At 62.0% G+C, this 25750-nt stretch carries 26 protein-coding genes and 1 other RNA gene; 11 read left to right on the top strand and 16 right to left on the bottom strand.

Annotation, left to right across the window (positions count from 1 at the left end; genetic code table 11):
* Window positions 1–9: 9 nt before the first annotated feature.
* The 4 genes from NIBR502773_RS14050 to NIBR502773_RS14035 all read right to left on the bottom strand — a co-directional run bounded on the left by NIBR502773_RS14050 (window position 10) and on the right by NIBR502773_RS14035 (window position 5393).
* On the bottom strand, window positions 10–1128 hold the full coding sequence (locus NIBR502773_RS14050) for an ABC transporter permease (RefSeq protein WP_115485525.1): 1119 nt from the start codon (window positions 1126–1128) through the stop codon (window positions 10–12).
* On the bottom strand, window positions 1128–3845 hold the full coding sequence (gene rbbA, locus NIBR502773_RS14045) for a ribosome-associated ATPase/putative transporter RbbA (RefSeq protein ID WP_141156268.1): 2718 nt from the start codon (window positions 3843–3845) through the stop codon (window positions 1128–1130). Before rbbA ends, NIBR502773_RS14050 begins: the two co-directional genes overlap by 1 nt.
* A complete protein-coding gene (locus NIBR502773_RS14040; protein WP_027608372.1) occupies window positions 3842–4807 on the bottom strand; it encodes an HlyD family secretion protein in 966 nt (321 codons plus the stop codon). Before NIBR502773_RS14040 ends, rbbA begins: the two co-directional genes overlap by 4 nt.
* A gap of 136 nt (window positions 4808–4943) precedes the next feature.
* Window positions 4944–5393 carry an EVE domain-containing protein gene (locus tag NIBR502773_RS14035; RefSeq protein ID WP_027608373.1) on the bottom strand — a complete coding sequence of 150 codons (450 nt, stop codon included), beginning with the start codon at window positions 5391–5393 and terminating at the stop codon, window positions 4944–4946.
* Between the two features lie 194 nt (window positions 5394–5587).
* Here NIBR502773_RS14035 and NIBR502773_RS14030 point away from each other — a divergent pair, with 194 nt between their 5' ends.
* Window positions 5588–5737: a hypothetical protein gene (locus tag NIBR502773_RS14030; protein WP_092355790.1), complete on the top strand. Its 150-nt coding sequence runs from the start codon at window positions 5588–5590 to the stop codon at window positions 5735–5737.
* 7 nt (window positions 5738–5744) lie between these two features.
* Here the strand turns inward: NIBR502773_RS14030 and NIBR502773_RS14025 are convergent, their stop codons facing one another.
* The 4 genes from NIBR502773_RS14025 to NIBR502773_RS14010 all read right to left on the bottom strand — a co-directional run bounded on the left by NIBR502773_RS14025 (window position 5745) and on the right by NIBR502773_RS14010 (window position 7165).
* A complete protein-coding gene (locus NIBR502773_RS14025; protein ID WP_092489829.1) occupies window positions 5745–6374 on the bottom strand; it encodes a 5-formyltetrahydrofolate cyclo-ligase in 630 nt (209 codons plus the stop codon).
* A gap of 58 nt (window positions 6375–6432) precedes the next feature.
* Window positions 6433–6611: non-coding RNA, 6S RNA (gene ssrS, locus NIBR502773_RS14020), on the bottom strand.
* 30 nt (window positions 6612–6641) lie between these two features.
* Window positions 6642–6959 (bottom strand): cell division protein ZapA, encoded by a 318-nt coding sequence (locus tag NIBR502773_RS14015; RefSeq protein WP_141156267.1) that lies wholly within the window; start codon window positions 6957–6959, stop codon window positions 6642–6644.
* Window positions 6956–7165: a TIGR02449 family protein gene (locus tag NIBR502773_RS14010; protein ID WP_007982902.1), complete on the bottom strand. Its 210-nt coding sequence runs from the start codon at window positions 7163–7165 to the stop codon at window positions 6956–6958. The genes NIBR502773_RS14015 and NIBR502773_RS14010 overlap by 4 nt, the downstream gene beginning before the upstream one ends.
* Window positions 7166–7303: 138 nt before the next feature.
* Between NIBR502773_RS14010 and NIBR502773_RS14005 the strand changes: the two genes are divergently transcribed.
* The 8 genes from NIBR502773_RS14005 to gcvH all read left to right on the top strand — a co-directional run bounded on the left by NIBR502773_RS14005 (window position 7304) and on the right by gcvH (window position 16222).
* Window positions 7304–7861 (top strand): YecA family protein, encoded by a 558-nt coding sequence (locus NIBR502773_RS14005; protein ID WP_003176809.1) that lies wholly within the window; start codon window positions 7304–7306, stop codon window positions 7859–7861.
* Between the two features lie 21 nt (window positions 7862–7882).
* Window positions 7883–9205: a Xaa-Pro aminopeptidase gene (gene pepP, locus NIBR502773_RS14000; protein WP_141156266.1), complete on the top strand. Its 1323-nt coding sequence runs from the start codon at window positions 7883–7885 to the stop codon at window positions 9203–9205.
* The gene (ubiH, locus tag NIBR502773_RS13995) at window positions 9202–10389 is read left to right on the top strand and encodes a 2-octaprenyl-6-methoxyphenyl hydroxylase (protein ID WP_131697574.1); all 1188 of its coding nucleotides are present in this window, start codon (window positions 9202–9204) and stop codon (window positions 10387–10389) included. The genes pepP and ubiH overlap by 4 nt, the downstream gene beginning before the upstream one ends.
* Before the next feature lie 61 nt (window positions 10390–10450).
* Window positions 10451–11668 (top strand): 2-octaprenyl-3-methyl-6-methoxy-1,4-benzoquinol hydroxylase, encoded by a 1218-nt coding sequence (locus tag NIBR502773_RS13990; RefSeq protein ID WP_168209039.1) that lies wholly within the window; start codon window positions 10451–10453, stop codon window positions 11666–11668.
* A gap of 95 nt (window positions 11669–11763) precedes the next feature.
* Complete coding sequence (locus NIBR502773_RS13985; RefSeq protein ID WP_053127831.1) at window positions 11764–12768, top strand: extracellular solute-binding protein; 1005 nt, start codon at window positions 11764–11766, stop codon at window positions 12766–12768.
* Window positions 12769–12930: 162 nt separating this feature from the next.
* Window positions 12931–14547 carry an iron ABC transporter permease gene (locus NIBR502773_RS13980; RefSeq protein ID WP_141156264.1) on the top strand — a complete coding sequence of 539 codons (1617 nt, stop codon included), beginning with the start codon at window positions 12931–12933 and terminating at the stop codon, window positions 14545–14547.
* Between the two features lie 156 nt (window positions 14548–14703).
* Window positions 14704–15786: a glycine cleavage system aminomethyltransferase GcvT gene (gene gcvT / locus NIBR502773_RS13975; RefSeq protein WP_092355773.1), complete on the top strand. Its 1083-nt coding sequence runs from the start codon at window positions 14704–14706 to the stop codon at window positions 15784–15786.
* A gap of 52 nt (window positions 15787–15838) precedes the next feature.
* A complete protein-coding gene (gcvH, locus tag NIBR502773_RS13970; protein WP_141156263.1) occupies window positions 15839–16222 on the top strand; it encodes a glycine cleavage system protein GcvH in 384 nt (127 codons plus the stop codon).
* Window positions 16223–16287: 65 nt separating this feature from the next.
* Here the strand turns inward: gcvH and NIBR502773_RS13965 are convergent, their stop codons facing one another.
* From NIBR502773_RS13965 to NIBR502773_RS13935, 7 genes are all read right to left on the bottom strand, one after another.
* The gene (locus NIBR502773_RS13965) at window positions 16288–17430 is read right to left on the bottom strand and encodes a DegT/DnrJ/EryC1/StrS aminotransferase family protein (protein WP_027608384.1); all 1143 of its coding nucleotides are present in this window, start codon (window positions 17428–17430) and stop codon (window positions 16288–16290) included.
* A 159-nt stretch (window positions 17431–17589) separates the two neighbouring features.
* Window positions 17590–18255 (bottom strand): outer membrane protein, encoded by a 666-nt coding sequence (locus tag NIBR502773_RS13960; RefSeq protein WP_168209002.1) that lies wholly within the window; start codon window positions 18253–18255, stop codon window positions 17590–17592.
* 172 nt (window positions 18256–18427) lie between these two features.
* The gene (locus NIBR502773_RS13955; RefSeq protein ID WP_027608386.1) at window positions 18428–18745 is read right to left on the bottom strand and encodes a DUF2388 domain-containing protein; all 318 of its coding nucleotides are present in this window, start codon (window positions 18743–18745) and stop codon (window positions 18428–18430) included.
* A gap of 69 nt (window positions 18746–18814) precedes the next feature.
* A complete protein-coding gene (locus NIBR502773_RS13950; protein ID WP_141156262.1) occupies window positions 18815–19261 on the bottom strand; it encodes an NfeD family protein in 447 nt (148 codons plus the stop codon).
* 10 nt (window positions 19262–19271) lie between these two features.
* Window positions 19272–20192: an SPFH domain-containing protein gene (locus NIBR502773_RS13945; protein ID WP_027608388.1), complete on the bottom strand. Its 921-nt coding sequence runs from the start codon at window positions 20190–20192 to the stop codon at window positions 19272–19274.
* A 77-nt stretch (window positions 20193–20269) separates the two neighbouring features.
* Complete coding sequence (locus NIBR502773_RS13940; RefSeq protein ID WP_141156261.1) at window positions 20270–21949, bottom strand: GspE/PulE family protein; 1680 nt, start codon at window positions 21947–21949, stop codon at window positions 20270–20272.
* Between the two features lie 83 nt (window positions 21950–22032).
* Window positions 22033–22371, bottom strand: a complete 339-nt coding sequence (locus NIBR502773_RS13935) for a hypothetical protein (RefSeq protein ID WP_115485533.1) — start codon at window positions 22369–22371, stop codon at window positions 22033–22035.
* 127 nt (window positions 22372–22498) lie between these two features.
* Here NIBR502773_RS13935 and NIBR502773_RS13930 point away from each other — a divergent pair, with 127 nt between their 5' ends.
* Window positions 22499–22969, top strand: a complete 471-nt coding sequence (locus NIBR502773_RS13930) for an Lrp/AsnC family transcriptional regulator (protein ID WP_010207358.1) — start codon at window positions 22499–22501, stop codon at window positions 22967–22969.
* Window positions 22970–23010: 41 nt separating this feature from the next.
* Here NIBR502773_RS13930 and NIBR502773_RS13925 read toward each other — a convergent pair whose 3' ends face one another.
* The gene (locus NIBR502773_RS13925; protein ID WP_115485534.1) at window positions 23011–24378 is read right to left on the bottom strand and encodes an inorganic triphosphatase; all 1368 of its coding nucleotides are present in this window, start codon (window positions 24376–24378) and stop codon (window positions 23011–23013) included.
* A 158-nt stretch (window positions 24379–24536) separates the two neighbouring features.
* On the opposite strand from NIBR502773_RS13925, the gene argE reads away from it, so the two are divergent.
* The gene (argE, locus tag NIBR502773_RS13920) at window positions 24537–25685 is read left to right on the top strand and encodes an acetylornithine deacetylase (protein WP_141156260.1); all 1149 of its coding nucleotides are present in this window, start codon (window positions 24537–24539) and stop codon (window positions 25683–25685) included.
* Window positions 25686–25750: the final 65 nt, after the last annotated feature.

The raw sequence follows: 25750 nt of genomic DNA, 5'->3' as shown, positions 1-25750 counted from the left end.
GCTTGCGGTTCAGGAAGCCAGGCTCTTCCTGAACCGCGCCAACGCCACCGCAAAAAACAACAGCCCGATCCCCGCCAGCGCCAGCAAGTCCGGCCACACCACACTCACCCCCGCATCGCGAAACAAAATCGCTGCGCTCAGGCTCACAAAGTGCGTCGACGGCGAGCCCTGCATCACCCACTGCAACCACTCGGGCATGCTGTCCAGCGGCGTGCTGCCGCCTGACAACAGCAGCATCGGGATAATCACCGGGATCGCCAGCAAGCCGAACTGCGGCGTGGAGCGGGCGAGGGTGGCGAGGAAGATCCCCAGTGCCGTACTGGCAAACAGATACAGGGCGGTTACAAACAGGAACAACCCCAGCGACCCGGCCAGCGGCACGCCGAGCAGCCCTTTGACCACCACCTCCAGCGATAGCCAGGTGCACAGCACCACCACCAGCATATTGCTCCAGATTTTCGCCAGCATGATTTCCAGTGCGGTCAGCGGCAGTACCAGCAAGTGGTCGAGGGTGCCGTGCTCGCGCTCGCGCAACAGCGCGGTGCCGGTGAGCACGATGGCCAGGATGGTGATGTTGTTGACGATCTGGATCACGGCCAGGAACCAGCCGCCCTCCAGGTTGGTGTTGAACAGTGCTCGGGTCGTGAGCAGCGCGGGCGCCTGGCGGGTGGCGCCGGTTTGCCCGCTGTAGCTGAGCAATTCGCGTTGGAAGATCCGCCCGATATAGCCCGCGCCCATGAACGCCTGGCTCATCGCCGTGGCGTCGACGTTCACCTGCACGCCAGGCTGGCGACCGGCCAACAGGTCGGCCTGGAAGTTGGCCGGTACGTTGATCACGAAGGTGTACTGGCCGCTGTCCATCACCTTGTCCAACTGGTCATAGGCCAACGGTGCCGGTGGTTGGAATTCGGGCGGTTGCAGCGCCTCGGCCATCTGCCGGGAGAGCGCGCTGTGGTCTTCATCGACAAACGCCACGCTGGCGTTGTGCACGCCGATCACCGAGCCGGCGGCGGGCATGTAGATGGCGACGGTGAAGGCGTAGAACAGAAACAGCAGCAAGACGCTGTCGTGGCGCAGGCTGGTGAGTTCCTTGATGCCCAGCCGGAAGATGTGTGCGAGCTTGTGCATCAGGCCTCCTGCTTCTTGAGCATGACCAGGCTCAACCCGGTGAACCCGATAAAGAAGCCGAACAGCGCCAGGCATTGCGGCCACAACTGGCGCAGATCCAGGGCCTTGGTGAAGGTGCCCACGGCAATATCCAGAAAGTGCCCGGCCGGAAACAGTGCGCCCATCAAGGCGGCGGCGCCCTCCAGGGACGAGCGCGGCACGATCAGCCCGGAAAACTGGATGGTTGGCAGGCTGGTGATGATCATGGTGCCGAGGATCGCCGCGATCTGGGTGCGGGTGAACGCGGAAATCAGCAGGCCCATGCTGGTGGTGGCCAGCACATACAGCAGCCCGCCAAACGCCAGCGTCAGGCCGCTGCCCTTGAACGGCACGCCGAACAGCCAGCGATTCATCGCCACCAGCAGCGCCAGGTTGACCAGGCTCACGGCCAGGTAAGGCGCCTGTTTACCGAGCAGGAATTCCAGGCGCGTCAGGGGTGTGGCGTAGAAGTTGGTGATCGACCCCAGTTCTTTCTCGCGCACGATGCCCAGGGCGGTGAGCATCGCCGGGATAAACGCCAGGATCAGTGCCATCACGCCGGGGCCGATGGCATTCACGCTGACCACGTCCTGGTTATAGCGAAAACGGGTTTCCAGTTTGGCGGCTGCCTGGGTGCTGCGCGGTAGGCTGCTCAGTTCGGCCAGTTGCTGCAGGTTGCCTTGGTGCACGGCTTCGACATAGTTGCGGCTGGTTTCCGCACGAAACGGCATGCCGCCATCGAGCCACGCGGCCACGGTGGGTTGGCGCCCGGCATAGAGATCGCGACCAAAGCCGGGCGGGATCTCCAGGGCCAGTTTGATTTCCGAGCGTTGCAGGCGTCGGTGCAATTCGGGGGCGTCCTGGATCGGCGCCTGCTCGGCGAAGTAGCGCGAGCTGCGGAAGGCTTCCAGATAGGCGCGGCTTTGCGGCGTCTGGTCCTGGTCGTAGACGGCGAAGGCGAGGTTTTCCACATCCAGGGAAATGCCGTAGCCGAAGATCACCATCATGAACATCGCACCGAGCAGGGCGAAGGCCATGCGTACTTTGTCGCGCAGCAGTTCCTTGCCTTCGCGGCTGGCCACGGCCAGCAGGCGAGACAGGCTGAAACCACGCTTGCTGATGGGCGGCGCATGGGTTTCGCTGACGGTTTTGGCCGACGTGGCGGGTTCGGCATCGCCTTGGGCTTGCTCAAGGCAGGTGACGAACGCGGCTTCCAGGGTGTCGCCGTTGAATTGCCGTTGCAGTGCGTCCGGTGTATCGCAGGCCAGTACCTTGCCGGCATGCATCAAGGAGATGCGGTCGCAGCGCTGGGCTTCATTCATGAAGTGGGTAGACAGGAAAATCGTCACCCCTTGTTCGCGGGACAACTCGATCAACAGCCGCCAGAAATCATCCCGGGCTGCCGGGTCGACGCCCGAGGTGGGCTCATCGAGGATCAATACTTCCGGGCGATGCAGCACCGCCACGGCCAATGACAAGCGTTGGCGCAGGCCGAGGGGCAGTTCCCCGGACGGCTGCTCGGCCACTTCACCGAGGTCGAAACGCTGGATCAGCTCATCGATGCGCGGGCCGCTGTCGGCCTTGGGCAAATCGAACAGTTGCGCGTGCAACACCAGGTTCTGGCGCACGCTCAGCTCGCCATACAGCGAGAAGCTTTGCGACATGAACCCTACGCGCTTGCGGGTGGCCAGGTCCTTGGCGTTCACCGGGTTGCCCAGCAGCGTGGCGCTGCCTTCGGTGGCCGGCATCAGCCCGGTGAGGACTTTCATGGTGGTGGTCTTGCCACAGCCGTTGGAGCCGAGGAAGCCGAAGATCTCGCCACGGCCGATGGCAAAGCTGACCTTGTTCACCGCCGTGAAGTCGCCGAAGCGCAGGGTCAGGTCGTGGGCTTCGATGGCGATATCGGTGTTGGCGTTTTCCCTTGGCGGGATCACCAGTGGTTGGTTGCCGTGGGCGCTGTCGCCCTGGAAGTGGGTGAAGGCCTCATCCAGTTTGCCGCTGGGGGTCGCTGCCGCCAGTTCGCTGCTGAGCCCGTCGGCGATCAGCTTGCCACGGTCGAGCATCAGGCAATGTTCGAATTGCTCGGCTTCCTCCATATAGGCCGTGGCTACCAGCAGCGTCAGTTGCGGACGCTCGCTGCGTACGGTCTCGACCAGTTCCCAGAAGCGCCGCCGCGACAGCGGGTCGACGCCGGTGGTGGGTTCGTCGAGGATCAACAGGTCCGGGTCGTGGATCAGCGCGCAGCACAGGCCGAGCTTCTGCTTCATGCCACCGGAGAGCTTGCCGGCCGGGCGCTCGGCGAAGCGCGCGAGGTCGGTGGCCAACAGCAGGTTGTGCATGCGCTGGTCGCAGTCGGCGTTGGACAGGCCGAACAGCGTGGCGAAGAAGCGGATGTTTTCGCTGATGGACAGTTCGGGGTACAGGTTGCCGCCCAGGCCCTGGGGCATGAAGGCGATGCGCGGGTACAGGCTGTTGCGGTGGCGGCGGTCCTGGATGGAGCCGCCGAGCACCTCCAGTTGGCCGTCCTGGAGCTTTTTAACCCCGGCGATCAACCCCAACAGGCTCGACTTGCCTGCACCATCCGGGCCGATCAGTCCGCAGCGCGTGCCGGTGGGCAGGCTGAAGGCGATGTCGATCAAGGCCTGCTGCTTGCCGTAACGGTGGTTGATGGCAGTGGCGTGCAGCGCCAGGCCGGTCATTGCAGGTTGGCCGGCCAGTCGATGTCAGCCATGCGCACGTAGCCGGCGCCGGGCATGCCCGGTTTGGCCTGGGGCACGGCGCTGGGTTGGGTCAGGCGCAGCTTGACGCGAAACACCAGTTTCTGGCGTTCGTCGCGGGTTTCCACTTCCTTGGGGGTGAACTGCGACTTGGCGGCAACAAAACTGATTTTCGCCGGCAGCGGTTGCTGGGGCAGGGCATCGAGCAGGATGCGTGCGTCACTGCCCACCGTCAGGCGCCCGGTGACGGAGGCGGGCAGGTAGAGGTTCATGTACTGATCCTCGGGGTCGATCAACAACAGCACGCGCCCGCCTGCACCGAGGACCTCGCCGGGCTCGGCCAGGCGCAGTTGGATAATGCCGTCGATGGGCGCGCGCAGGCTGCTGTCATCGATTTCGCTGGTCAACTGGGCGACCTGGGCCTGGGCGGCACCGATGGCGGCCTTGACCGAATTGACCTGGGCTTGCGCGGCGATCACGGCGGCGTTGCCGGTGTTCTGGCGGGCTTGCTGCTGGTCGATCAACTGGCTGCTGGCAAAGCCGCGCTTGTACAGTTCCTGGGTACGCTTGAGTTCCTGGTTGGCCAGCAGTTGCTCGCTTTGGCGCAGTTGCACATTGGCCTCGGCGGCGGCGAAGTTTTCCCTGGCGCGCAGCACTTCGGCTTCGGCCTGGGCGCGCTGGGCTTCCAGGGTGCGGGTGTCCATGCGCGCCAGCAACTGGCCCTTGAGCACCTTGTCACCTTCATCCACCCGCACCTCGGCCAGGCGGCCGGGGATCTTGGCGGCGATCTGCACTTCAGTGGATTCCAGGCGGCCGTTGCCCATGCCCAAGCCTTCGGGCAGGCGATCCTGGGTGGACTTCCAGTAACCGAAGCCGCCGGCGGCGAGCAACAAGGCAATCAACAAAGCGGCAAACAAGTGGGAGGAGCGGGGCGTGATCGACATGGGTGCATCCTGCGGCGTTAGCGTCCTAGTTTGACCGAGGCAGCCCGAGGGGCGTTGATGCCGGTCAAATGAAGCGCAAGCCTAACCCGGTTCAGGTGCAGATGCATGCGCCGGGAGCGTGACCGCAGGGTTCTGGTCAGCGCAATGCCAGCACCGCCGCCCATTGTTCTGCCGTGACCGGCATCACGGACAAGCGACTGCCTTTTTGTACCAGGGGCAATTCGGCGAGGGCGGTTTGTTGTTTCAGGTAGCCCAGGCCCAGCACCTTGGGAAAGGTCTGGACGTGCGCGACGTTGATCGCACTCCACGGGTTTTTCTCCGGGGTGGCCTTGGCGTCGAAGTAGTGGCTGTCCGGCTCCAGCGCGGTAGGGTCCGGATAGGCGGCCGCGATGATCTTGCCGATGCCGGCAATGCCGGGCTCGGGGCAACTGGAGTGGTAGAAGAAAAATTGGTCACCCACCGCCATGGCGCGCAGGAAGTTGCGTGCCTGGTAGTTGCGTACCCCGTCCCAGCGCGCTTCGCCCAGCGTTTCCAGGCCGTTGATGGAGAGTTCGTCGGGCTCGGATTTCATCAGCCAGTAGGCCATTTTTGCGCTCCTGAAAAAGCAGTGGGCAAGTTGTCAGGCAATTTGATGACAAACCGACAGTCGGTTGGCGTCAAGGTTTGCGTGTTGGTTCACGTTATCGCAGAATGCCGGGATTTTAAGCTTGACGCAGCTGCAACGGACTACTTTGGAACGTTGTTGTCATCGTGTACGAGATGCCTGAAGGGGGGCAATCGATGCAACGTAAACCGGATTTACTATGGATATTGGTGATTTTGTTTGGTCTGGGCGTCGTGACCACCGGGTATGCGCAAAGCTTGTGGTCGAACAAGACCGATGCGCCAGTTGAACTGACTCAGCAGCAGCCGCAACCCTTCAAGCGCTGACCCTTCTTCAAGACGCCGTAGCTTCCTGCGGCGTTTCTGCGACATACCACTGCCTGTCGGTAACGGTGCCAGCCAACGGCACATCCCAGCTGGCCTGTGCCAATCGATCGACCTTCTGACATTCATGGGCCAGGCCCAGCAGCGCCGGCTTGCGCCAGCTTTTGCGGCGTGCCAGATAGGCGAGGCTGCGGTCGTAGAAACCGCCGCCCATGCCCAGGCGGCCACCGGCATCATCGAACCCCACCAACGGCAGCAACACCAGATCCAGCGCCCATACCTTGCGCTGGCGCCTGGCGTTGACCCGTGGCTCCAGAATGCGAAAGCGATTGGGCAGCAACGTTTCTCCAGGCTTCACGCGCTGGAACACCATCTTGGTCCGTGGCCAGGCGCTGAGCACCGGCAGGTAAGTGGCCTTGCCCCGGCGCTGTGCCGCACGCAGCAGCAGGCGCGGATCGATTTCACCGTCCGTCGGTAGATACAGGGAAATATGTTTGGCCCGGCGAAACAGCGGGTGCTGTGCCAGTTGCCGATACAGGCCATGGGCGGCCTGGCGCTGCTCGCTCGGCGTGAGGGCGCGACGGGCTTTGCGCAACATGCGTCGAAGGTGCGGACGGGAAAGCGGCGCAGGTTCGTTCATGGTTTTTCGGCTCATAAAACAATGCCAGTCCGGGGACTGGCATTGAGTTCTGGAATTCAGGCTCCCCGACAGAGCCGCTGTCGACTCAGCCCTTGAACCCGAAAGTTCAAGGTGGAAGAAGCAGTAGGCTTTAAGGCTTTCCGTCTAGCGGACATGCACACCAGCCCAACGTGCAACTTCCAGGGTAGTGCGAATCGGCTCCGGGACATCGCCGACTGGCAAGCACGCCAGGGAGTGGGGCGAGTATACCTTAAACAGTCGCGGCAATCAGCTCTTGGGTTGCTCTGTGTCGCTGGAAAGCACCAGGTCGACGCGTTCGAGCAGGTCGCGCACCTGCTCGCGCGTCGAGCCGCTGGCCTGTACGTCAGGGCGCTCCTGCTTATGCAGCAGGTCGTGGGTAATGTTCAGGGCGGCCATTACGGCGATGCGGTCGGCACCGATGACTTTGCCGCTGCTGCGGATTTCACGCATCTTGCCGTCCAGGTAGCGGGCGGCGCTCACCAGGTTGTTGCGCTCTTCCTGGGGGCAGATGATCGAATATTCTTTGTCGAGGATCTGCACGGTGACGCTATTGCTTGAACTCATGAGTCTTGCTCCAGGGCCTTCAGGCGCGAAATCATCGATTCGACCTTACGCCGGGCGATTTCGTTTTTTTCAATGAGGTGAGCGCGTTCCTCGCGCCAGGTCTTTTCCTGAGCTAATAGGAGTCCGTTTTGACTCTTAAGTTGCTCGACCCGAGTAATTAGCAATTCGAGTCTGGCCATCAGCGCTTGCAGGTCGGTGTCTTCCATTGGGTTCCACTGGATTTGTCTGATGAATGGCAACTGCAGGATAAACGATCTGACGCCCTCGATAGTCTTGGTACGTCTGCCGGTGCTAGGATACAGCGCTCCATTCTAGACATTGCGCCGTCTGGCGCCTAGCTCACCATGCCCATTCAGAACTCCCCGTACGATGCTTTTTCCAAACTGCTGAGCACCAGCGGCCATCCTTGCTCGCCCGCCGAGCTGCATGGCGTGCTGCTCGGCCGCAGTTGCACCGGTGTTGGCTTTGATGCCGACAACTGGCTGGCCGATGTGGCCGAGCTGCTGGAAACCGAACCGACCGACAACGTGCGTAACGCGCTGATCGGCCTGCAAGAGATGGTCAAGGGCGAACTGACCGGTGACGACGTCACCGTGGTCCTGCTGCTGCCGACTGACGATGCACCGCTCACCGAACGCGCCGCCGCACTGGGCCAATGGTGCCAGGGCTTCCTCCACGGTTTCGGCGTGAACGCCGGCGGCCTGGAACTGAGCACCGACGCCAAGGAAGTGCTGCAGGACCTGGCGGCCATCTCCCAGGTGCAAGATGCCCTGGAAGAGTCCGAAGACGGCGAAGGCGACTACATGGAAGTCATGGAATACCTGCGCGTCGCGCCATTGCTGCTGTTCACCGAGACCAGGAAGTCCGCTGAGCCTGCTGCACCCAAGCCTTCGCTGCACTAAGAAAAGGAAGCCCATCTGCCCATGATCCATATCCCCAAAGCGGAATACACCCGGCGCCGCAAGGCGCTCATGGCGCAGATGGAACCCAACAGCATCGCGATCCTGCCGGCTGCCGCCGTGGCGATCCGCAATCGCGATGTGGAGCACGTCTATCGTCAGGACAGCGACTTCCAGTACCTGAGCGGTTTCCCCGAGCCGGAAGCGGTGATCGTGCTGATGCCCGGTCGCCAGCATGGCGAGTACGTGCTGTTCTGCCGCGAACGCAATGCCGAGCGCGAATTGTGGGACGGCCTGCGTGCCGGTACCGAAGGCGCCATCCGTGACTTTGGCGCCGACGATGCCTTCCCCATCACCGATATCGACGACATCCTGCCCGGCCTGATCGAAGGCCGCGACCGGGTGTATTCGGCCATGGGCAGCAACGCCGAATTCGATCGGCACCTGATGGAGTGGATCAACGTCATCCGCTCCAAAGCGCATCTTGGCGCCCAGCCACCGAACGAGTTTGTTGCCCTGGATCATCTGCTCCACGACATGCGCCTGTATAAATCGGCGGCAGAAGTGAAGGTGATGCGCGAGGCAGCGCGAATTTCCTGCGCGGCCCATGTGAAGGCCATGCAGGCCAGCCGCGCCGGCTTGCATGAGTTCAGCCTGGAAGCCGAACTGGATTACGAATTCCGCAAGGGCGGCGCGAAGATGCCGGCCTATGGCTCCATCGTCGCCACCGGGCGCAACAGCTGCATCCTGCATTACCAGCAGAATGACGCCGTGCTCAAGGACGGCGACCTGGTGCTGATCGATGCCGGTTGCGAAATCGACTGCTACGCCAGCGACATCACGCGCACCTGGCCGGTCAATGGCAAATTTTCGCCGGAACAGAAGGCGATCTATGAAATCGTGCTGGCTTCCCAGGTAGCCGCCTTTGCCGAGATCGCGCCGAACAAGCATTGGAACCAGGCCCACGAGGCGACGGTGCAGGTCATCACTGCCGGGCTGGTGAAGCTGGGGTTGCTGAAGGGCGACGTCGACGAACTGATCGCCAGTGAAGCCTACAAACCCTTCTATATGCACCGCGCCGGCCATTGGCTGGGAATGGATGTGCATGACGTCGGCGAGTACAAGGTGGGTGGCGAGTGGCGTGTGCTGGAAGTTGGCATGGCGCTGACGGTGGAACCGGGCATTTATATCTCGCCGGATAACCACACCGTCGCAAAAAAATGGCGTGGCATTGGTGTACGTATCGAGGACGACGTGGTGGTGACCAAGCAAGGCTGTGAAATCCTGACCGGCGGCGCCCCCAAGGGCGTCGCCGAAATCGAAGCCCTGATGGCGGCCGCCCGATGAGCCGGGTCAACCTGGCGATTATTGGTGGCGGCCTGGTGGGCGCGAGCCTGGCGCTGGCGTTGCAGGCCGGGGCCAAGGCGCGTGGCTGGAAGATCGTGCTGATCGAACCCTTCGCGCCCGGCGACAGCTACCAGCCGAGCTACGATGCGCGCTCTTCGGCGCTGTCCTACGGCGCCCGGCAGATTTATCAGCGCCTGGGCCTGTGGCAGCAGATCTCGCGCCGCGCCGAGCCGATCAAGCAGATCCATGTGTCGGACCGCGGGCGCTTCTCCACCGCGCGGCTTTCCGCCATGGAAGAGGGCGTGCCGGCCCTCGGTTACGTGGTGGAAAACGCCTGGCTCGGCCAATGCCTGTGGCAAGGCCTGGACAAGGACGTGGTGAGTTGGCGCTGCCCGGCGGAAGTCACACGCATGGAGCCGCTGCCTGACGGTTACCGCCTGACTCTCAACGATGAAACCGTGCTGGAGTGCGACCTCGCGGTGCTCGCCGACGGCGGCCGCTCCGGCCTGCGCGAGCAACTGGGCATTGGCGTGAAAACCCGCCCGTACAACCAGAGCGCACTGATCGCCAACATCACCCCGAGCGAAGCCCACAACGGCGAAGCGTTCGAGCGTTTCACCGATGAAGGCCCGATGGCCCTGCTGCCGCTGCCGGACAACCGTTGCGCACTGGTATGGACCCGTATCGGCATGGACGCGCAGCGCCTGGCCAATCTCGATGAACGCAGCTTCCTGAGCGAGTTGCAGGGCGTGTTCGGCTACCGCCTGGGCACCCTCAAGCAAGTCGGCGCCCGTCATCTGTATCCGTTGACCCTGGTGGAAGCCGAAGAGCAAGTGCGCTCGCACCTGGCGATCCTCGGCAATGCCGCCCACAGCCTGCACCCGATTGCCGGGCAGGGGTTCAACCTGTCCCTGCGTGATGCGCACGCCTTGGCCGAGGCCTTGCTGGCCGGGCCGGCGGTGCCGGGTGACCTGGCGACGTTGCAGGCTTATCGCGAGCGTCAGCGCATGGATCAGAAGTTGACCGTGGGTTTCTCCGACCAGGTCACGCGGCTGTTTGGCAGCGCGCAACCGCTGGTCGCCCTGGGCCGCAATATGGGCCTGCTGGGCCTGGACCTGTTGCCGCCGGCCAAGCGTTGGTTCGCCCGTCAGGCCATGGGCCTGGGGACGCGTCCCGATGCGTGAGACTCATCAACCCTTTTACGTGCGGTGCAAGCCGCCAGCGAGACAGGCTTAAGGCATGGACATGCGCGCAGATGTGCTGATTGTCGGGGCCGGAATGGTCGGAAGCGCCCTGGCGCTGGCATTGCAAGGCAGCGGCCTGCAAGTGCTGCTGCTCGACGGCAGCCCGCTGAGCGTCAAGCCGTTCGACCGCGAGGCGGCCTTCGAACCCCGTGTGAGTGCCTTGTCGGCGGCCAGCCAGCGTATCCTCGAGCGCCTCGGTGTGTGGGGTGGCATCGTTGAACGACGCGCCAGCCCGTACGGCGAGATGCAGGTGTGGGACGGCAGCGGCACCGGGCAGATCCACTTTTCGGCGGCCAGTGTGCATGCCGAAGTGCTTGGGCATATCGTCGAGAACCGCGTGGTCCAGGATGCCTTGCTCGAGCGTCTGCACGACTGCGACCTGGGCCTGCTGGCGAATGCGCGCCTGGAGCAGATGCGCCGTTCCGGCGATGACTGGCTGCTGACCCTGGCTGATGGCCGCACATTGCGCGCGCCGCTGGTGGTGGCCGCCGATGGCGCCAACTCCGCCGTGCGCCGCCTGACCGGCACCGCGACCCGTGAATGGGACTACCTGCATAACGCCATCGTTACCAGCGTGCGCAGCAGCCAGCCGCACCAGCGCACGGCCTGGCAACGCTTTACCGACACCGGCCCGCTGGCGTTTTTGCCGCTGGAACGGGACGGGCAGCAAGATTGGTGCTCGATCGTCTGGTCAACTACGCCGGCCGAATCCGAACGCCTGATGGCGCTGGATGATGAAAGTTTCTGCCGTGAACTGGAGCGCGCCTTTGAAGGGCGCCTCGGTAGTGTGGTCAGCGCCGATCCGCGTGTGTGCGTGCCCTTGCGTCAGCGCCACGCCAAACGCTATGTGGCCGAGGGCCTGGCATTGATCGGTGACGCCGCCCATGTCATCCACCCATTGGCCGGGCAGGGCGTCAACCTGGGGTTCCTCGACGCGGCGGTGCTGGCTGAAGTGTTGTTGTCGGCCACCGAACGCGGTGAACGTCTGGCCGATGTGAAGGTGCTCAGCCGTTACGAGCGCCGACGCATGCCCCATAACCTGGCCCTGATGGCGGCGATGGAGGGCTTTGAGCGCTTGTTCCAGGCCGATCAACTGCCGCTGCGCTGGTTGCGTAATGCCGGGTTGAAGATGGTCGACCAGATGCCCGAAGCCAAGGCCGTGTTTGTGCGCCAGGCCCTCGGGTTGAGCGGGGATCTGCCGGACCTGGCCAAGCCCTGACAGGTTTGTGCAACATTTGGTAACGGCTCCGCCGAGCGTTACCAAATGTGAGTCCCTATCATTTGCGCTTATTTTGCAAATGAGAGACCGCACCCATGTTGGCACCCAAGCGCCTCCTGACTGCCCTGGCACTCACCCTGATCGGCAGCACCACCGTGCAGGCAGCCGACGAAGTGGTGGTCTACTCCTCGCGTATCGACGAACTGATCAAACCGGTGTTCGATGCCTACACCCAAAAGACCGGTGTTCAGGTGAAGTTCATCACCGACAAGGAAGCGCCGCTGATGCAGCGCATCAAGGCCGAGGGCGAAAACGCCACCGCCGACCTGCTGCTCACCGTAGATGCCGGCAACCTCTGGCAGGCCGAGCAAATGGGCATTCTGCAACCGTTCACCTCGCCGGTAATCGACAAGAACATTCCCCTGCAATACCGCTCTTCGGCGCATGCCTGGACCGGTTTGAGCCTGCGCGCGCGGACCATCGCGTACTCCACCGACCGGGTCAAACCGGGTGACCTGACCACCTACGAAGCCCTGGCCGACAAACAGTGGGAAGGCCGCCTGTGCCTGCGCACGGCGAAAAAGGTCTACAACCAGTCGCTGACGGCCACCCTGATCGAAACCCACGGCGCGGCGAAGACCGAAGAAATCGTCAAGGGCTGGGTGAATAACCTGTCTACCGACGTGTTCTCGGATGACATTGCGGTGCTGGAGGCGATCAACGCCGGGCAATGCGACGTGGGTATCGTCAATACCTACTACTACGGCCGTCTGCACAAGCAGAAGCCTGACCTGGCGGTGAAGCTGTTCTGGCCGAACCAGGGCGACCGTGGCGTGCATGTGAACCTGTCGGGCATCGGCTTGACCAAACACGCGCCACACCCGGAAGCCGCCAAGGCATTGGTGGAGTGGATGACCACGCCTGAGGCGCAGAAGATCTTTGCCGACGTGAACCAGGAGTTCCCGGCCAACCCGGCGGTGCCACCGTCGGCTGAAGTGGCGACCTGGGGCAAGTTCGTGGCGGATACATTGCCGGTGGAAGTGGCGGGCAAGCGCCAGGCTGAAGCCATTCGCCTGATGGATCGGGCGGGCTGGAACTAAGTACAATTTGTAGGACGCCGCAGATCCAAATGTGGAGGGGGCTTGCCCCCGATGTCGGAGTGTCAGTCTACTCATCGTGGACTGATCCACCGCCATCGGGGGCAAGCCCCCTCCCACATTGGATTGTGGTGATTTGAAGATTTCATTATTGAGAACCCACCCTTGGCCCACCCCGCCCAACGCCGCTGGTACCTGCCGGTCTTCAGCGTCGCCGCCCTGGTGCTGCTGCCCCTGAGCGTGCTGTTGCTGTCCTGGCAAAGCATCGACGCGCAAATCTGGTCCCATCTGTGGGAAACCCAGATGCCGCGGTTGCTGGGCAACACCCTGACCCTGGTGCTGGGGGTCGGCGTCGGCGTAACCCTGTTGGGCGTCAGCCTCGCCTGGCTCACCAGCCTCTGCGAATTCCCCGGCCGGCGTTGGCTCGACTGGGCGTTGATGCTGCCCTTTGCCATTCCCGCCTATGTGCTGGCCTTCGTGTTTGTCGGCTTGCTGGATTTTTCAGGCCCCGTGCAGACCCTGCTGCGCGAATGGCTCGGCACCGGCTTGCGCCTGCCACGGGTGCGTTCCACCAGCGGTGTGATCATCGTGCTGGTGCTGGTGTTCTATCCCTACGTGTACCTGTTGGCGCGCAGCGCATTCCTGGCCCAGGGCAAGGGCCTGATGGAGGCGGCGCGGGTGCTGGGACAATCGCCCTTGCGGGCATTCTGGCATGTGGCCCTGCCCATGGCACGACCGGCGATAGGGGCCGGGGTGGCGTTGGCACTGATGGAGACCCTGGCGGATTTCGGTGCGGTGTCGGTGTTCAACTTCGATACGTTCACGACCGCGATCTACAAGACCTGGTACGGCTTTTTCAGCCTGTCCAGCGCGGCCCAACTGGCCAGCCTGTTGCTGTTGGTGGTGATGCTGGTGCTGTATGGCGAACGGCGTGCCCGGGGCGCCAGTCGATCCAGCAATGAACGGCCACGGGGCAAGGCGCTGTACCACTTGCGCGGGTTCAAGGCGGCGGCTGCCAGTGCCTGGTGTGGATTGGTGTTTGCCTGTGCTTTTGTCATCCCGATGCTGCAATTGGTCGCCTGGTTCTGGCAGCGCGGCCGGTTCGACCTGGATGAGCGCTATTCGGGGCTGATCGTCCACACCCTTTACCTGGGCGGCATTGCCGCGCTGATCACGGTCAGCGTGGCGCTGGTACTGGCCTTCGCCAACCGCCTGGCGCCGACCCGGGGGATTCGCTCCGGTATCAGCCTGGCCAATGTCGGCTATGCCTTGCCGGGCTCGGTGCTGGCGGTGTCGATCATGCTGGCGTTCAGTTACCTGGACCGTGAGCTGGTGGTACCGCTGTCCGGCTGGCTTGGAGGGGCGGGCAAGCCATTGTTGCTGGGCAGTCTGTCGGCGCTGGTGCTGGCGTATCTGGTGCGCTTTCTGGCCGTGGCCTACGGGCCGCTGGAAAACAGCCTGGCGCGCATCCGGCCCTCGTTGCCGGAAGCTGCACGCAGTTTGGGCGTGGGTGGGCCGCGACTGTTTTGCAAAGTGTATCTGCCGCTGTTGCTGCCCGGCACCCTGAGTGCAGCACTGCTGGTGTTCGTCGACGTGCTCAAGGAAATGCCCGCAACCCTGCTGATGCGCCCGTTCGGCTGGGACACCCTGGCGGTGCGGATCTTTGAAATGACCAGCGAAGGCGAGTGGGCGCGGGCTTCTCTGCCAGCCTTGACGCTGGTGCTGGTGGGGCTGCTGCCGGTCATCGGGCTGATCCGACGCTCCGCCCGACCAATCGGTTAGGTGCCAGTCCTACGGCTTGCGGCTACAATGCGCGGCATTCGGTGCGGTCCGTCCTTCGGATCGAGTCGCTGTACGTGGCTGCAGGCCTTGTCATTCAAGGTGTCTGGCACGGGCAACGGCGCTGCGCACCTTCGCCAAGCCCGGAAGGAGAAACCCATGGGACAGCGTACGCCTCTGTATGACCTGCATCTCGCCCTCGGCGCGAAAATGGTCGATTTTGGCGGTTGGGATATGCCTTTGCACTACGGCTCGCAAGTTGAGGAGCACCATCAGGTGCGGCGCGACTGCGGGGTGTTCGATGTATCTCATATGACCGTGATCGATATCACCGGCCCCCAGGCCAAGGAATGGCTCCAGCACCTGCTGGCCAATGATGTCGAGCGTTTGCATGGCTGTGGCCGTGCGTTGTACAGCGCCATGCTCAATGAGCAGGGTGGCGTGGTGGACGATATGATTGTCTATCGCACCGAGACCGGATACCGGCTGGTGGTCAACGCCGCCACCCGAGACCAGGACATGGCCTGGATCCAGGCGCAACTTGGCAGCTATCAGGTGCACCTGCATGAGCGGCCCGAGTTGGCCATGCTCGCCATTCAAGGTCCCCATGCCCGGCAGAAGATTGCCGAGCTGGTCACCCAGTCTCGCGGTACCCTGATCCACCAGCTCAAGCCCTTTGAAGGGCATGCCGACGGCGATTGGTTTATCGCCCGCACGGGTTACACCGGCGAAGACGGCCTGGAAATTGTCCTGCCTGCCGATCAGGCGCCGGGGTTTTTCAACGATCTGGTCGGTGCGGGGATTTCCCCCATAGGCCTCGGCGCGCGGGACACCCTGCGGCTGGAAGCCGGCATGAACCTGTACGGCCAGGATATTCACCAGGACGTTTCGCCCCTGGCGGCCAACATGGCCTGGAGCATTGCCTGGGAACCTGCCGAGCGCAATTTCATCGGGCGAGCGGCGCTGGAAGCAGAGTTGGCCGCCGGTGTGCAGTTCAAACTGGTCGGGCTGGTACTGGAAGAGCGTGGGGTTTTACGCGCTCACCAGGTGGTTCGCATCGCCAATGTTGGCGAAGGGGAGATCACCAGTGGTAGTTTCTCACCTACGCTGAGCAAATCCATTGCCCTGGCGCGTGTACCGACGGCGACTGCCGATCGGGCCGAAGTGGAAATCCGCGGCAAGTGGTACCCGGTTCGAGTGGTCAAACCGACCTTCGTGCGCCATGGCAAAACCTTGATCTAACTATTTCCGGCAGGCCAATGGCTGCTGACATTTCTTCTTGAGGACACAGACTATGAGCGATATCCCTGCCGACCTGCGTTTTGCCGAAAGTCACGAATGGGCCCGTCTGGAAGCTGACGGTACGGTGACCGTCGGGATCTCCGACCATGCTCAGGAAGCTTTGGGTGATGTGGTGTTTGTTGAGTTGGCCGAAGTCGGCGCTACGTTTGAAGCCGAAGGCCAGGCGGGTGTGGTTGAGTCGGTGAAGGCTGCTTCGGATATCTATGCCCCGGTTGCCGGTGAAGTGATTGCCGTCAACGAGGAGCTGAGTGCTAGCCCTGAGCTGCTGAACTCCGACCCTTACGGCGCGTGGATCTTCAAGCTCAAGCCAAGCAACCCGGCTGATCTGGAAAAACTGCTGGATGCGGCTGGCTACAAAGCAGTCATCGGCGAGTAAGCGCGAGCCCCCTGTGGGAGGGGCCTTGCTCCCTCCCACATTCAATCGTGCTGGGCCGTGAGTGTTCAGTCCGCCTTCAGGACCGCCTTTACCGCCGCCACCGACCGCTCCACATCTGCCTCTGTCATCGCCGTGAACATCGGCAACGACACGATCAAACGTCCAACCTTTTCCGCAACCGGAAACATACCTTCCTTGAACCCCTGTGCCCGATAAAGGCTCAGCAGGTGAATCGGTGGGTAGTGATAGCCAATGCCAACACCCTGTGCCTGCATTTTCTCCATGAAGGTGGCGCGGGCGGGCAGCCCGTCTTGGCGCTCCGGCAGCACCAACTGGAACAGGTGCCAGTTGCTGTTTTCGAAGTCGGCCGGCGGTAGTTGCGCGCCGTACTTTTCCTCGAAGTCACTGCCAAAACACTTGAAGTAGTGCCGGGCCAGGTGCTGGCGATGGGCGGTGATCTTCTCGATGTGGGCAAACTGCCCCAGGCCGATGGCTGCAGCGATGTCGGTCATGTTGAACTTGCCGCCCAGTACATCCACGTCCAGGCCGTCGAAGCCGGTGCGGGTGACGCCCTGCAGGCGGTATTTTTCCGCCAGGCGGGCTTCTTCGGCGTTGTTCAACACCAGGCAACCGCCCTCGGAAGAGGTGATGTTCTTGTTGGCCTGGAAGCTGAACGATACAAAGTCCCCGGTGGAGCCGATGCGTTCGCCATCCCAACTGGAACCCAGGGCCTGGGCGGCGTCTTCGACGATGCGCAGGTTGTACTTGTTGGCCAGTGCGTACAGCATCGGCATGTCCAGGGGCAGGCCGGCCAGGTACACCGGGATGATCGCCTTGGTGCGCGGGGTGATTGCGGCTTCCACCTGGGCCAGGTCGATATTGCGCGTGACCGGGTCGATGTCGGCGAATACCGGCGTGGCGCCTACTTCCAAGATCACGTTGGCTGTTGCGACCCAGGAGATCGGTGTGGTGATGACTTCATCGCCGGGCCCGATACCGGCGATGCGCAAGGCGATCTCCATGGTACAAGTGCCCGAGTTGAAGGTGCGCACCGGCCGACCGCCAAAGTATTCCGATAACTGCGCCTCGAACGCCTGCACTTTCGGCCCGCTGGTGATCCAGCCCGAGCGCAGTACATCGCCGACCGCCGAGATGGTGGCTTCATCGATGGTAGGTTTGGAGAACGGCAGAAAGGGCTGTTGGCTCATGACGACGAAGGCATCCGTTTCAGATTGGCGATGAGTAAGCGAGGGTTCAGTCCCGGCATGGTGGCACGGTTAGACTGAATATAGCCTGTCGCCTGTGAATGAATCGTCATGCCACGGACACGGACATGCCGCTTGAACGGTGGCATGCCCTGTTACCGGTCAGAAGGAAACGCGGGTTTCAAAGAATACGTTCTGCTCCCTGAGCTTGCCCTTGAGCTGTTCATCACGAGCGTTTATCCGGTTGGAGAAGGTGTTGTAGCCGGTCTCGATACGGCCCATGTCCACGTAACGCCAACCTGTGCCAAAGGTGATGCGGTCGTTGACCTTGGCATCCAGGCCCAAGCCTACGCTGTAGGTAAAATTATATTGGCGGTGGCTGGCAAAGCGGCGGGTGTCATTGCTCTGATAACCCTCGGCATCAATTTGCGCGACGCCCACCCCCGCCATGCCGTAGAACGACAGCCAATGAGTGAGCGGTATGTTTTTATAGCCGTTGACCATCAAGCGCTGGCTGTCCACTTCAAGACGGTTGACGTTGGCATTGAAAGGCGACCAGAAGGAGTCGAAGGTCGAGTTGCCGGAGCGGGTGTATTCCCCTTCTGCGCGCCAGCCATCGGTGAAGGCATAACCTACCGAGTAGGATCCGGTGAATGTTTTAGTGCTATCAGGCGCCTCCACTCGTTCGGTGACGCGCGGGCTGGTCAACAGTGCGCTGGATAGATTCTGGCGTGCACTGTTGAACTTTGCCGAGCCGTACCAGGCATCTGCCTGTGCATAAGGCGTTGCAATAGCGGTGAGGAACACAAAGGAAGAGAGTTTTCGCATGGTTATCGATTCATTCACTGAGGGAAGGATGGAATCGATAGCTTGTCGTCGGTGGAGAGCAGTGAAGTAGAGGATTTCTCCTGTTCAATCGTCAACTCAACAGTCTTTGCTGTAGGAAGAAAAGTGGCACAAAAAAGCCGCTCCCAGGGAGCGGCTGTTTTAACCGGCGGTTTTACTCGGCGGCGATAGCGTTTTTCGCCAGGATAGCGTTGGCCAGCTCCATATCCGTGGCCTGCAGGCCAGGGTTGTCGGCGCGGACTTTCTGCATGGCGGCTTCCAGGTACGGGCCGCGGATACCGCCGTCGCTGGCAACGAAGCTGCCTGCGTCGTCTTGTGCGGCAACCACCAGCTTGTGGTCCTTGAAGGTCAGGTAGGTCGAGCCGGTAGTGGCGCCCGACGAGATGACATTGCGCCAGAAACTGTCGGCCATGGCTGAACCGACAGGGAGGGAAAGCACAGCGAGGGTAGCGACAGCATATTTAAGACGCATGATGGGTGACTCCGGGTGGGTGATCTGTACCGTTTGATTGTAGTTAGCCCAACCGAGTTCCATCACTGACTAAACAGTTTCTACCTTCAAGATCACGCCATCCAGGCCCACCACACGCACTTGAGCGCCTACAGGGCTGTCAGGACCGGTCACCATCCATACGCCATCACCGACTTTCACCTTGCCCCGACCCTCTACAATCGCCTGATGCACCACGAACACGCGACCGACCAACTCCGAGCCACGCTCGTTGAGCCCCGGCTGGTCACTGGCTTTGGCACTGCTGCGCTGGCGTTTCCACCAGTACACCGCTGTCAATATCGACAGCACAGCGAACAGCAACAGTTGCCACTCCAGCCCGAGCGGCGGCACCAGAAACTTGATCACGCCCACGGCTGCCGCAGCTATGCCCATCCACAGCAGGTAGCCACCGGCGCCGAAGACCTCAAGAATCAATAGCACCGTACCCAGTGCGAGCCAATCCCAGAACGAAAGATGCTGAAGGAAATCCCACATGGCGATCGCCTCAGGCTTTCTTGTTATCGAAGGTTGCTTTGACGATTTCGCCGATGCCGCCGACAGCGCCGATCACCTGGCTGGCTTCCAGCGGCATCAGGATCACTTTGCTGTTATTGGCCGACGCCAATTTGCCAAGGGCATCGATGTATTTCTGCGCGACGAAGTAGTTGATGGCCTGCACGTTACCGGTGGCGATTGCTTCGGACACGACCTGGGTCGCGCGGGCCTCAGCCTCTGCCTGACGCTCACGGGCTTCAGACTCCAGGAACGCGGCCTGGCGCCCACCTTCGGCTTCAAGAATCTGTGCCTGCTTCTTGCCTTCGGCCGTCAGGATCGCCGATGCCCGCAGGCCTTCGGCTTCCAGGATCTGTGCGCGCTTGATCCGCTCGGCTTTCATCTGGCCGGACATGGCGGCCATCAGGTCGGCGGGCGGGCTGATGTCCTTGATTTCGATCCGGGTGATCTTGATGCCCCACGGCGCCGTGGCTTCATCGACGGTGCGCAGCAGTTTTTCGTTGATGCCGTCGCGCTGGCTGAGCATGGCATCCAGCTCCATGGAGCCGAGCACGGTACGGATATTGGTTTGCAGCAGGTTGCGGATAGCGTGTTCGAGGTTGTTGACCTCGTAGGCGGCCTGGGCGGTATTGACCACCTGGAAGAAGCACACGGCGTCGATCTGCACGGTGGCGTTGTCGGCGGTGATGACTTCCTGGGGCGGAATATCCAGCACGCTTTCCATCACGTTGATCTTGCGGCCAATGCGGTCCATGACCGGGATGATGATGTTCAGGCCCGGCTTGAGGGTGTTGGTGTATCGGCCGAAGCGCTCGACGGTCCACTGATAGCCCTGGGGTACCACCTTGAAGCCCATGAACAGGATGGCGATGGCCAAGCCCACGAAAAGAAGCAGTACGGTTCCGATCTGCATAGCGATTCCCTATCTGGTGGTGTCAGTTAAACGACGTTCGGCCGATTGTAACGGTCCTGTCACCGATAAGAACGGTTTCAGCCCGGGGTAATCAAAGCATTTGTTACCGAATCCCCAGGCGTCACTCGCAACACCTCGGCCATCGTGGTCAGCCCCGCCTTTACTTTACCCACGCCGGCCATGCGCAGGCTGCTCATGCCTTGTGCAGCCGCCTCCCTGCGCAGGGACTGCACGTCGGCGCCTGGCGTGATCAGCGCCTTGAGCGAGTCATTCAGCACCATGAGCTCGTACACCCCGGCGCGCCCGCGAAACCCGCTGTTTCGACATTCAGCACACCCTACCGCTTCGTGAGCATCGCCCGCCACCCGCTTGCAATGAGGGCACAGCAAGCGCACCAAGCGCTGCGCCATTACGCCCAATAAGGTGGCTTTGATCAAATAATGAGCAATGCCCAGTTCCTGCAAGCGGCTGATGGCGCTGGGCGCATCGTTGGTGTGCAGCGTCGAGAGCACCAAATGCCCGGTCAATGCAGCTTGGATCGCCATCTCGGCGGTTTCCCGGTCGCGGATCTCGCCGATCATGATGATGTCCGGGTCCTGGCGGAGCAGGGCTCGGATGCCGCTGGCGAAGGTCAGGTCGATATTGGGCTGTACCTGCATTTGGTTAAACGCCGGCTCGACCATCTCGATCGGGTCTTCCACGGTGCAAAGATTGACCTCCCGGGTCGCCAAGTGTTTGAGCGTGGTGTAGAGGGTGCTGGTCTTGCCTGAGCCGGTAGGCCCCGTGACCAGGATGATGCCGTTGGTGTGGCGCGTCATGTCGTGCCATCGCTGCTGGTCCTCGGCCGACAAGCCCAGCTCGTCAAAGTCCTTGAGCAGCACCTGCGGATCGAAAATCCGCATCACCAGCTTTTCGCCAAAGGCGGTGGGCAGGGTCGACAGCCGCAACTCGACTTCTGTGCCGGCAGGGCTTTTGGTTTTGACCCGACCGTCCTGGGGTTTGCGTTTTTCCGCCACGTTCATCCGCCCGAGGCTTTTCAGGCGGCTGACCACTGCCATCGTCACTTGGGGTGGAAATTGATAGACGTCGTGCAGCAGCCCATCAATGCGAAAGCGCACGCGGCCTTGTTCACGGCACGGCTCGATGTGAATATCACTGGCCCGCTGGGCGAACGCGTATTGCAATAGCCAGTCGACGATATTGACGATATGCGCGTCGTTGGCGTCCGGCTCCTGGTCGCTGGCGCCGAGGTTGAGCAACTCGACGTTGCCAGTCCCCGCCACCTTTTGATCCGCACCGCTGACGGACTTCGCCAGCCGGTAGAATTCGCTGATACAACGCTGAATGTCCTGGGGGTTGGCAACCACGCGCCTGATCGAGCGCTGGAGCACTTGTGCCAGTCCCGATTCCCAGCTGGTGACATGGGGCTGGGCGCTGGCAACGGTGACGGTCTGCGCGTCCACGGCTACCGCGAGGATGGCGTGGCGTTGGGCAAACGCGTGGGACATCAGCGGCACCACCGTTGCGACATCGATCTTCAGCGGGTCGATACGCCAATAAGGTTGCCCCACATGTTGGGCAAGCCACTGGGTCAGGGTTTCCAGGGAAGGCCCATGGGCGGCGATGCACTCCAACGGATGTTGGGCATTGCCGGCGGGCAGCGCTGATAAGCGCTGCGCGATGTCGGGAGCAATCAGCCCTCCCTCGACCAGCGCCGGGAGCAACTGATGCAGTTCCAATCGGTGATCAGCAGACATGAAGGTGTTCCTGGGTAGCCTCGGACGACATTTCAGGCTAGCCAGCCGCCGGATATCTTCCTCCCAGCGTATGTTGCAGGCCTTTACCTAGCTGCTGCCGCCACGGCCGCAGGCCCCACGGAATCAGCGCGCCATACATGCAGCGTGCACACGCTGATCAGGTTTCGAATCTTTTCGGCGATCACTTGGGCGCGATGCCAGCTCAGGCTATCCATCACGATATCGATGTTCAGCAGGTCTTCCTGGCGGCTCACGTTGACCTGGCTCGGTGTCAGGAACTGCAACGCAAAATAGTTGAGGACCCGACACAACACATCGGGCTCCGCCTCGGCGACGATCCGGTAATGCGCCTGGCAATGGGCGCTGCTGGCAGCCCACGCATCGACGCGGGTCATGGGGTAGGTGGTTTCGACGGCATGCATGCTGACTCTCCAGATTCGAATGGAGAAATTTTTACATTCGTTTCGGGAGATTTCTTATCTAAGATGGGCATTATTTGCGATTAATCGAATCAGTCAATTCAGAAAAGACAGCCTTCAAGGTATTTTTATGCACAGCGAATTGGACGCCTACGACCGCCGCATCCTGGCCCTGCTGCAAGAGGACGCCTCGCTGTCCAGCGCGCAGATCGCCGAACAGGTCGGCCTGTCCCAGTCGCCGTGCTGGCGACGCATCCAGCGGCTCAAGGAGGAAGGAGTGATTCGCGGCCAGGTCACTCTGCTGGATCGCAAGAAGATCGGCCTGAATACGCAGATCTTTGCCGAGGTCAAACTCAACGCCCACGGCCGATCCAACTTCACCGAGTTCACCGACGCGATTCGTGGGTTTCCGGAAGTGCTGGAGTGCTATGTGCTGATGGGGGCGGTGGATTTTCTGCTACGCATCGTGACGTCGGACATTGAGGCGTACGAGCGGTTTTTCTTCGAGAAGTTATCGATGGTGCCAGGGATTCAGGAGGTCAACTCGATCGTGGCGCTGTCCGAGATCAAGTCGACCACCAGCCTGCCAGTATTGCGCTGACAGGATCGGCCTCATCGGGGGCTAGGCCCCCGATGGCGATATTACAGGCGCAGCAGGGTCTTCCAGGCACGGTTCTGATACACCGCGATCGCCTGATGCATGCGCGCATCCAGCGACTCGTCGGTGATCGGCTGGTTGGCCAGTTGCGCCAGCTTGTTCAGCTCGCCGTACAAACGATCCAGTTCCGCAATGTCCACCACGTTACGCGCGTGGTGCAGCCAGGCCTGGATGCGTTCGATGCGCGGCAGTTGCTCGGCCAGGTCTTCCGGTTGCTGCTGGTAGCGCGGCAGTTGCAGGGCGACGGCATCGTCGGCCAGCAGGCGCGGCAGCCAGTTGGTGATTTGCGCGGCGCCCTGGCGGTTGCCGCGCACGTTGCGGTCGGCAGTCCAGGTGCGGGCCATCAGCCAGCGTGACATGCTCAGCGAGAACAAGCCCCAGCGCACGTCGTCCAATTCTTCGGCAAACTGCTCGGGTGCGGCTTTGCGGATGTCTTCGTCGTCGTCACCGGCCTGGACCAGCGGGCGCCAGTCTTCCAGCAGTGCATCGAGTGCGCTGCGCAGTTCGCTGGTGGATTGACGCGGTGCGGCCTGGCCGAGGCTGCCGATCAGGGCGCGCAGTTCGCCGAGGTTGTCGACCCAGTCCTGCAGCAGACGCCAGTGGCCATTGAAGCGGTATTGCTCGGCCAGGCGCTGGCTGCTGCCGAGCAGGTGCCACATGATTGCGGCGAAGGCGTCGTCCAGCGGCATTTCGGCGTGGATCTGCGGCGCCGGCAGGCTCAGGGAGTAGCTGCTGGCGTCGTACAGGCGGTAGCCGCGCTCGGCCTTGCTGATGTCACACGGCATCAGCGCGAGGGTGGCGGCCAGTTCGGCGGCCAACTCCAGCAGGGCAGCCGGTTCGCCTTCGCGCAGTTCGAGTTCCAGCTCGCAAATTTCCTCTTTCTGCTTACCCACGACCACATGGCCCAGGTCCAGGGCGGCTTCGATCACCACCTTGGCCTTGCCACGGCCCCAGGCGATTTCGGCGCGCTCGCGCACGAAGTCGGTGGTGAAGATCGGCTTGAGGGTCTTTTTGTCCAGCTCGGCCAGTTGCTCGGGCCAGCAATCGCCGTCGAGTTTCTTCACGTCGAGCTTGGCCTTGGGCAGGTCCCAGTTGTACTCATTGCGTTCCGACAGGCCGGCGACGCTTTGGCCACGGGTCTTGAGGGTCTGGATAATCTCGTCACCGTCCTTGCGCAGGCGCAGGGCGACTTTGGCCTGGGCCAGGTCACGCTCGGGGGTGTCGAAGTACTGGTTCATCAACTCACGGCGTTCCCAGCCACTTTTGTTGCGTTTTTTCAGTAGCGGGTGCTCACGCAGCGCGGCGAGTGTTTCGCGGCTGACGCGGAGCTTGATTTCGGTTTCTTTCTGCATGGCCGGAAAATCCAGGATCGGGAGCGCAGCCGGGGAAAAGAGTGGCTGCCAAGGTCGTGCAGTGTACAGGACTGAGCCCGGCAACGCGCCGCAACGGTTTATTGTCTCGTGCAGATGCCTCTATAGTGGGGCTCATCCGGGAAGTAGGGAGACCGCGTATGCCGTTACCGTCCATGAAAGAGCAGTTCGCCGCGCTGATTGCCGCGCCTTCGGTGAGTTGCACCCAGGCGTCTCTCGACCAGACCAACCGCCCGGTGATCGATTTGCTCGCCGGTTGGTTGGGTGACCTGGGGTTCTCCATCGACATCCAACCGGTCAGCCCCGGCAAATTCAACCTGCTGGCCAGCTTTGGCACCGGCCCCGGCGGTCTGGTATTGGCCGGCCATAGCGACACCGTTCCTTATGACGCTGCGTTGTGGAAGACCGATCCGCTCAAGCTGACGGAAGTCGACGGCCGCTGGGTAGGATTGGGCAGTTGCGACATGAAGGGTTTTTTCGCTCTGGCGATTGAGGCGGTGTTGCCGCTGCTGGACCAACCGTTCAAGCAGCCGTTGCTGATCCTCGCCACCTGCGATGAAGAAAGCTCCATGTCCGGTGCCCGGGCATTGGCCGAAGCCGGGCGCCCGCTGGGCCGCGCGGCGGTGATCGGTGAACCGACCGGCCTCAAGCCGATCCGCCTGCACAAAGGCGTGATGATGGAGCGCATCGACATTCTCGGCCAAAGCGGCCATTCGTCGGACCCAAGCCTGGGCCACAGCGCCCTGGAAGCCATGCATGACGCCATCGGCGAGCTGCGCGGCCTGCGCCTTGCCTGGCAGCGCGAGTACCGCAACCCGCAATTCAGCGTGCCGCAACCGACCATGAACTTCGGCTGTATCCATGGTGGCGACAACCCCAACCGCATCTGTGGCCAGTGCTCCCTGGAATTCGACCTGCGGCCCTTGCCGGGCATGGATCCCGAAGTGCTGCGTGCGGCTATCCGGCAAAAGCTCGACCCCCTGGCCGAGCGCCATAAAGTCAAGATCGACTACGCGCCGTTATTCCCCGCAGTGCCGCCGTTCGAACAGGCCGAAGACGCCGAGTTGGTGCGGGTCGCGGAACGATTGACCGGGCATCGTGCCGAAGCAGTAGCGTTCGGCACCGAAGCGCCTTATCTTCAGCGCCTTGGTTGTGAAACCCTGGTGCTCGGCCCTGGCGACATCGCCTGTGCCCATCAACCGGGCGAGTACCTCGAAATGTCACGCTTGACGCCTACAGTGCGTCTATTGCGGGAACTGATCGAACATTACTGCCTGAAACCTGCGTAAATTAACCCCCGTCCATTCGTACATAAGGAGAGCGAGCGTGTCGCCAAGCCTGTTCCGACGATAAC

The sequence above is a fragment of the Pseudomonas sp. NIBRBAC000502773 genome (genome assembly GCF_006517195.1).
In the GTDB taxonomy this organism is placed as follows: Bacteria; Pseudomonadota; Gammaproteobacteria; order Pseudomonadales; family Pseudomonadaceae; genus Aquipseudomonas; species Aquipseudomonas marginalis.
The sequence above is the reverse complement of the archived record's forward strand: the minus strand, read 5'-3'. Positions and strand labels throughout refer to the sequence as shown.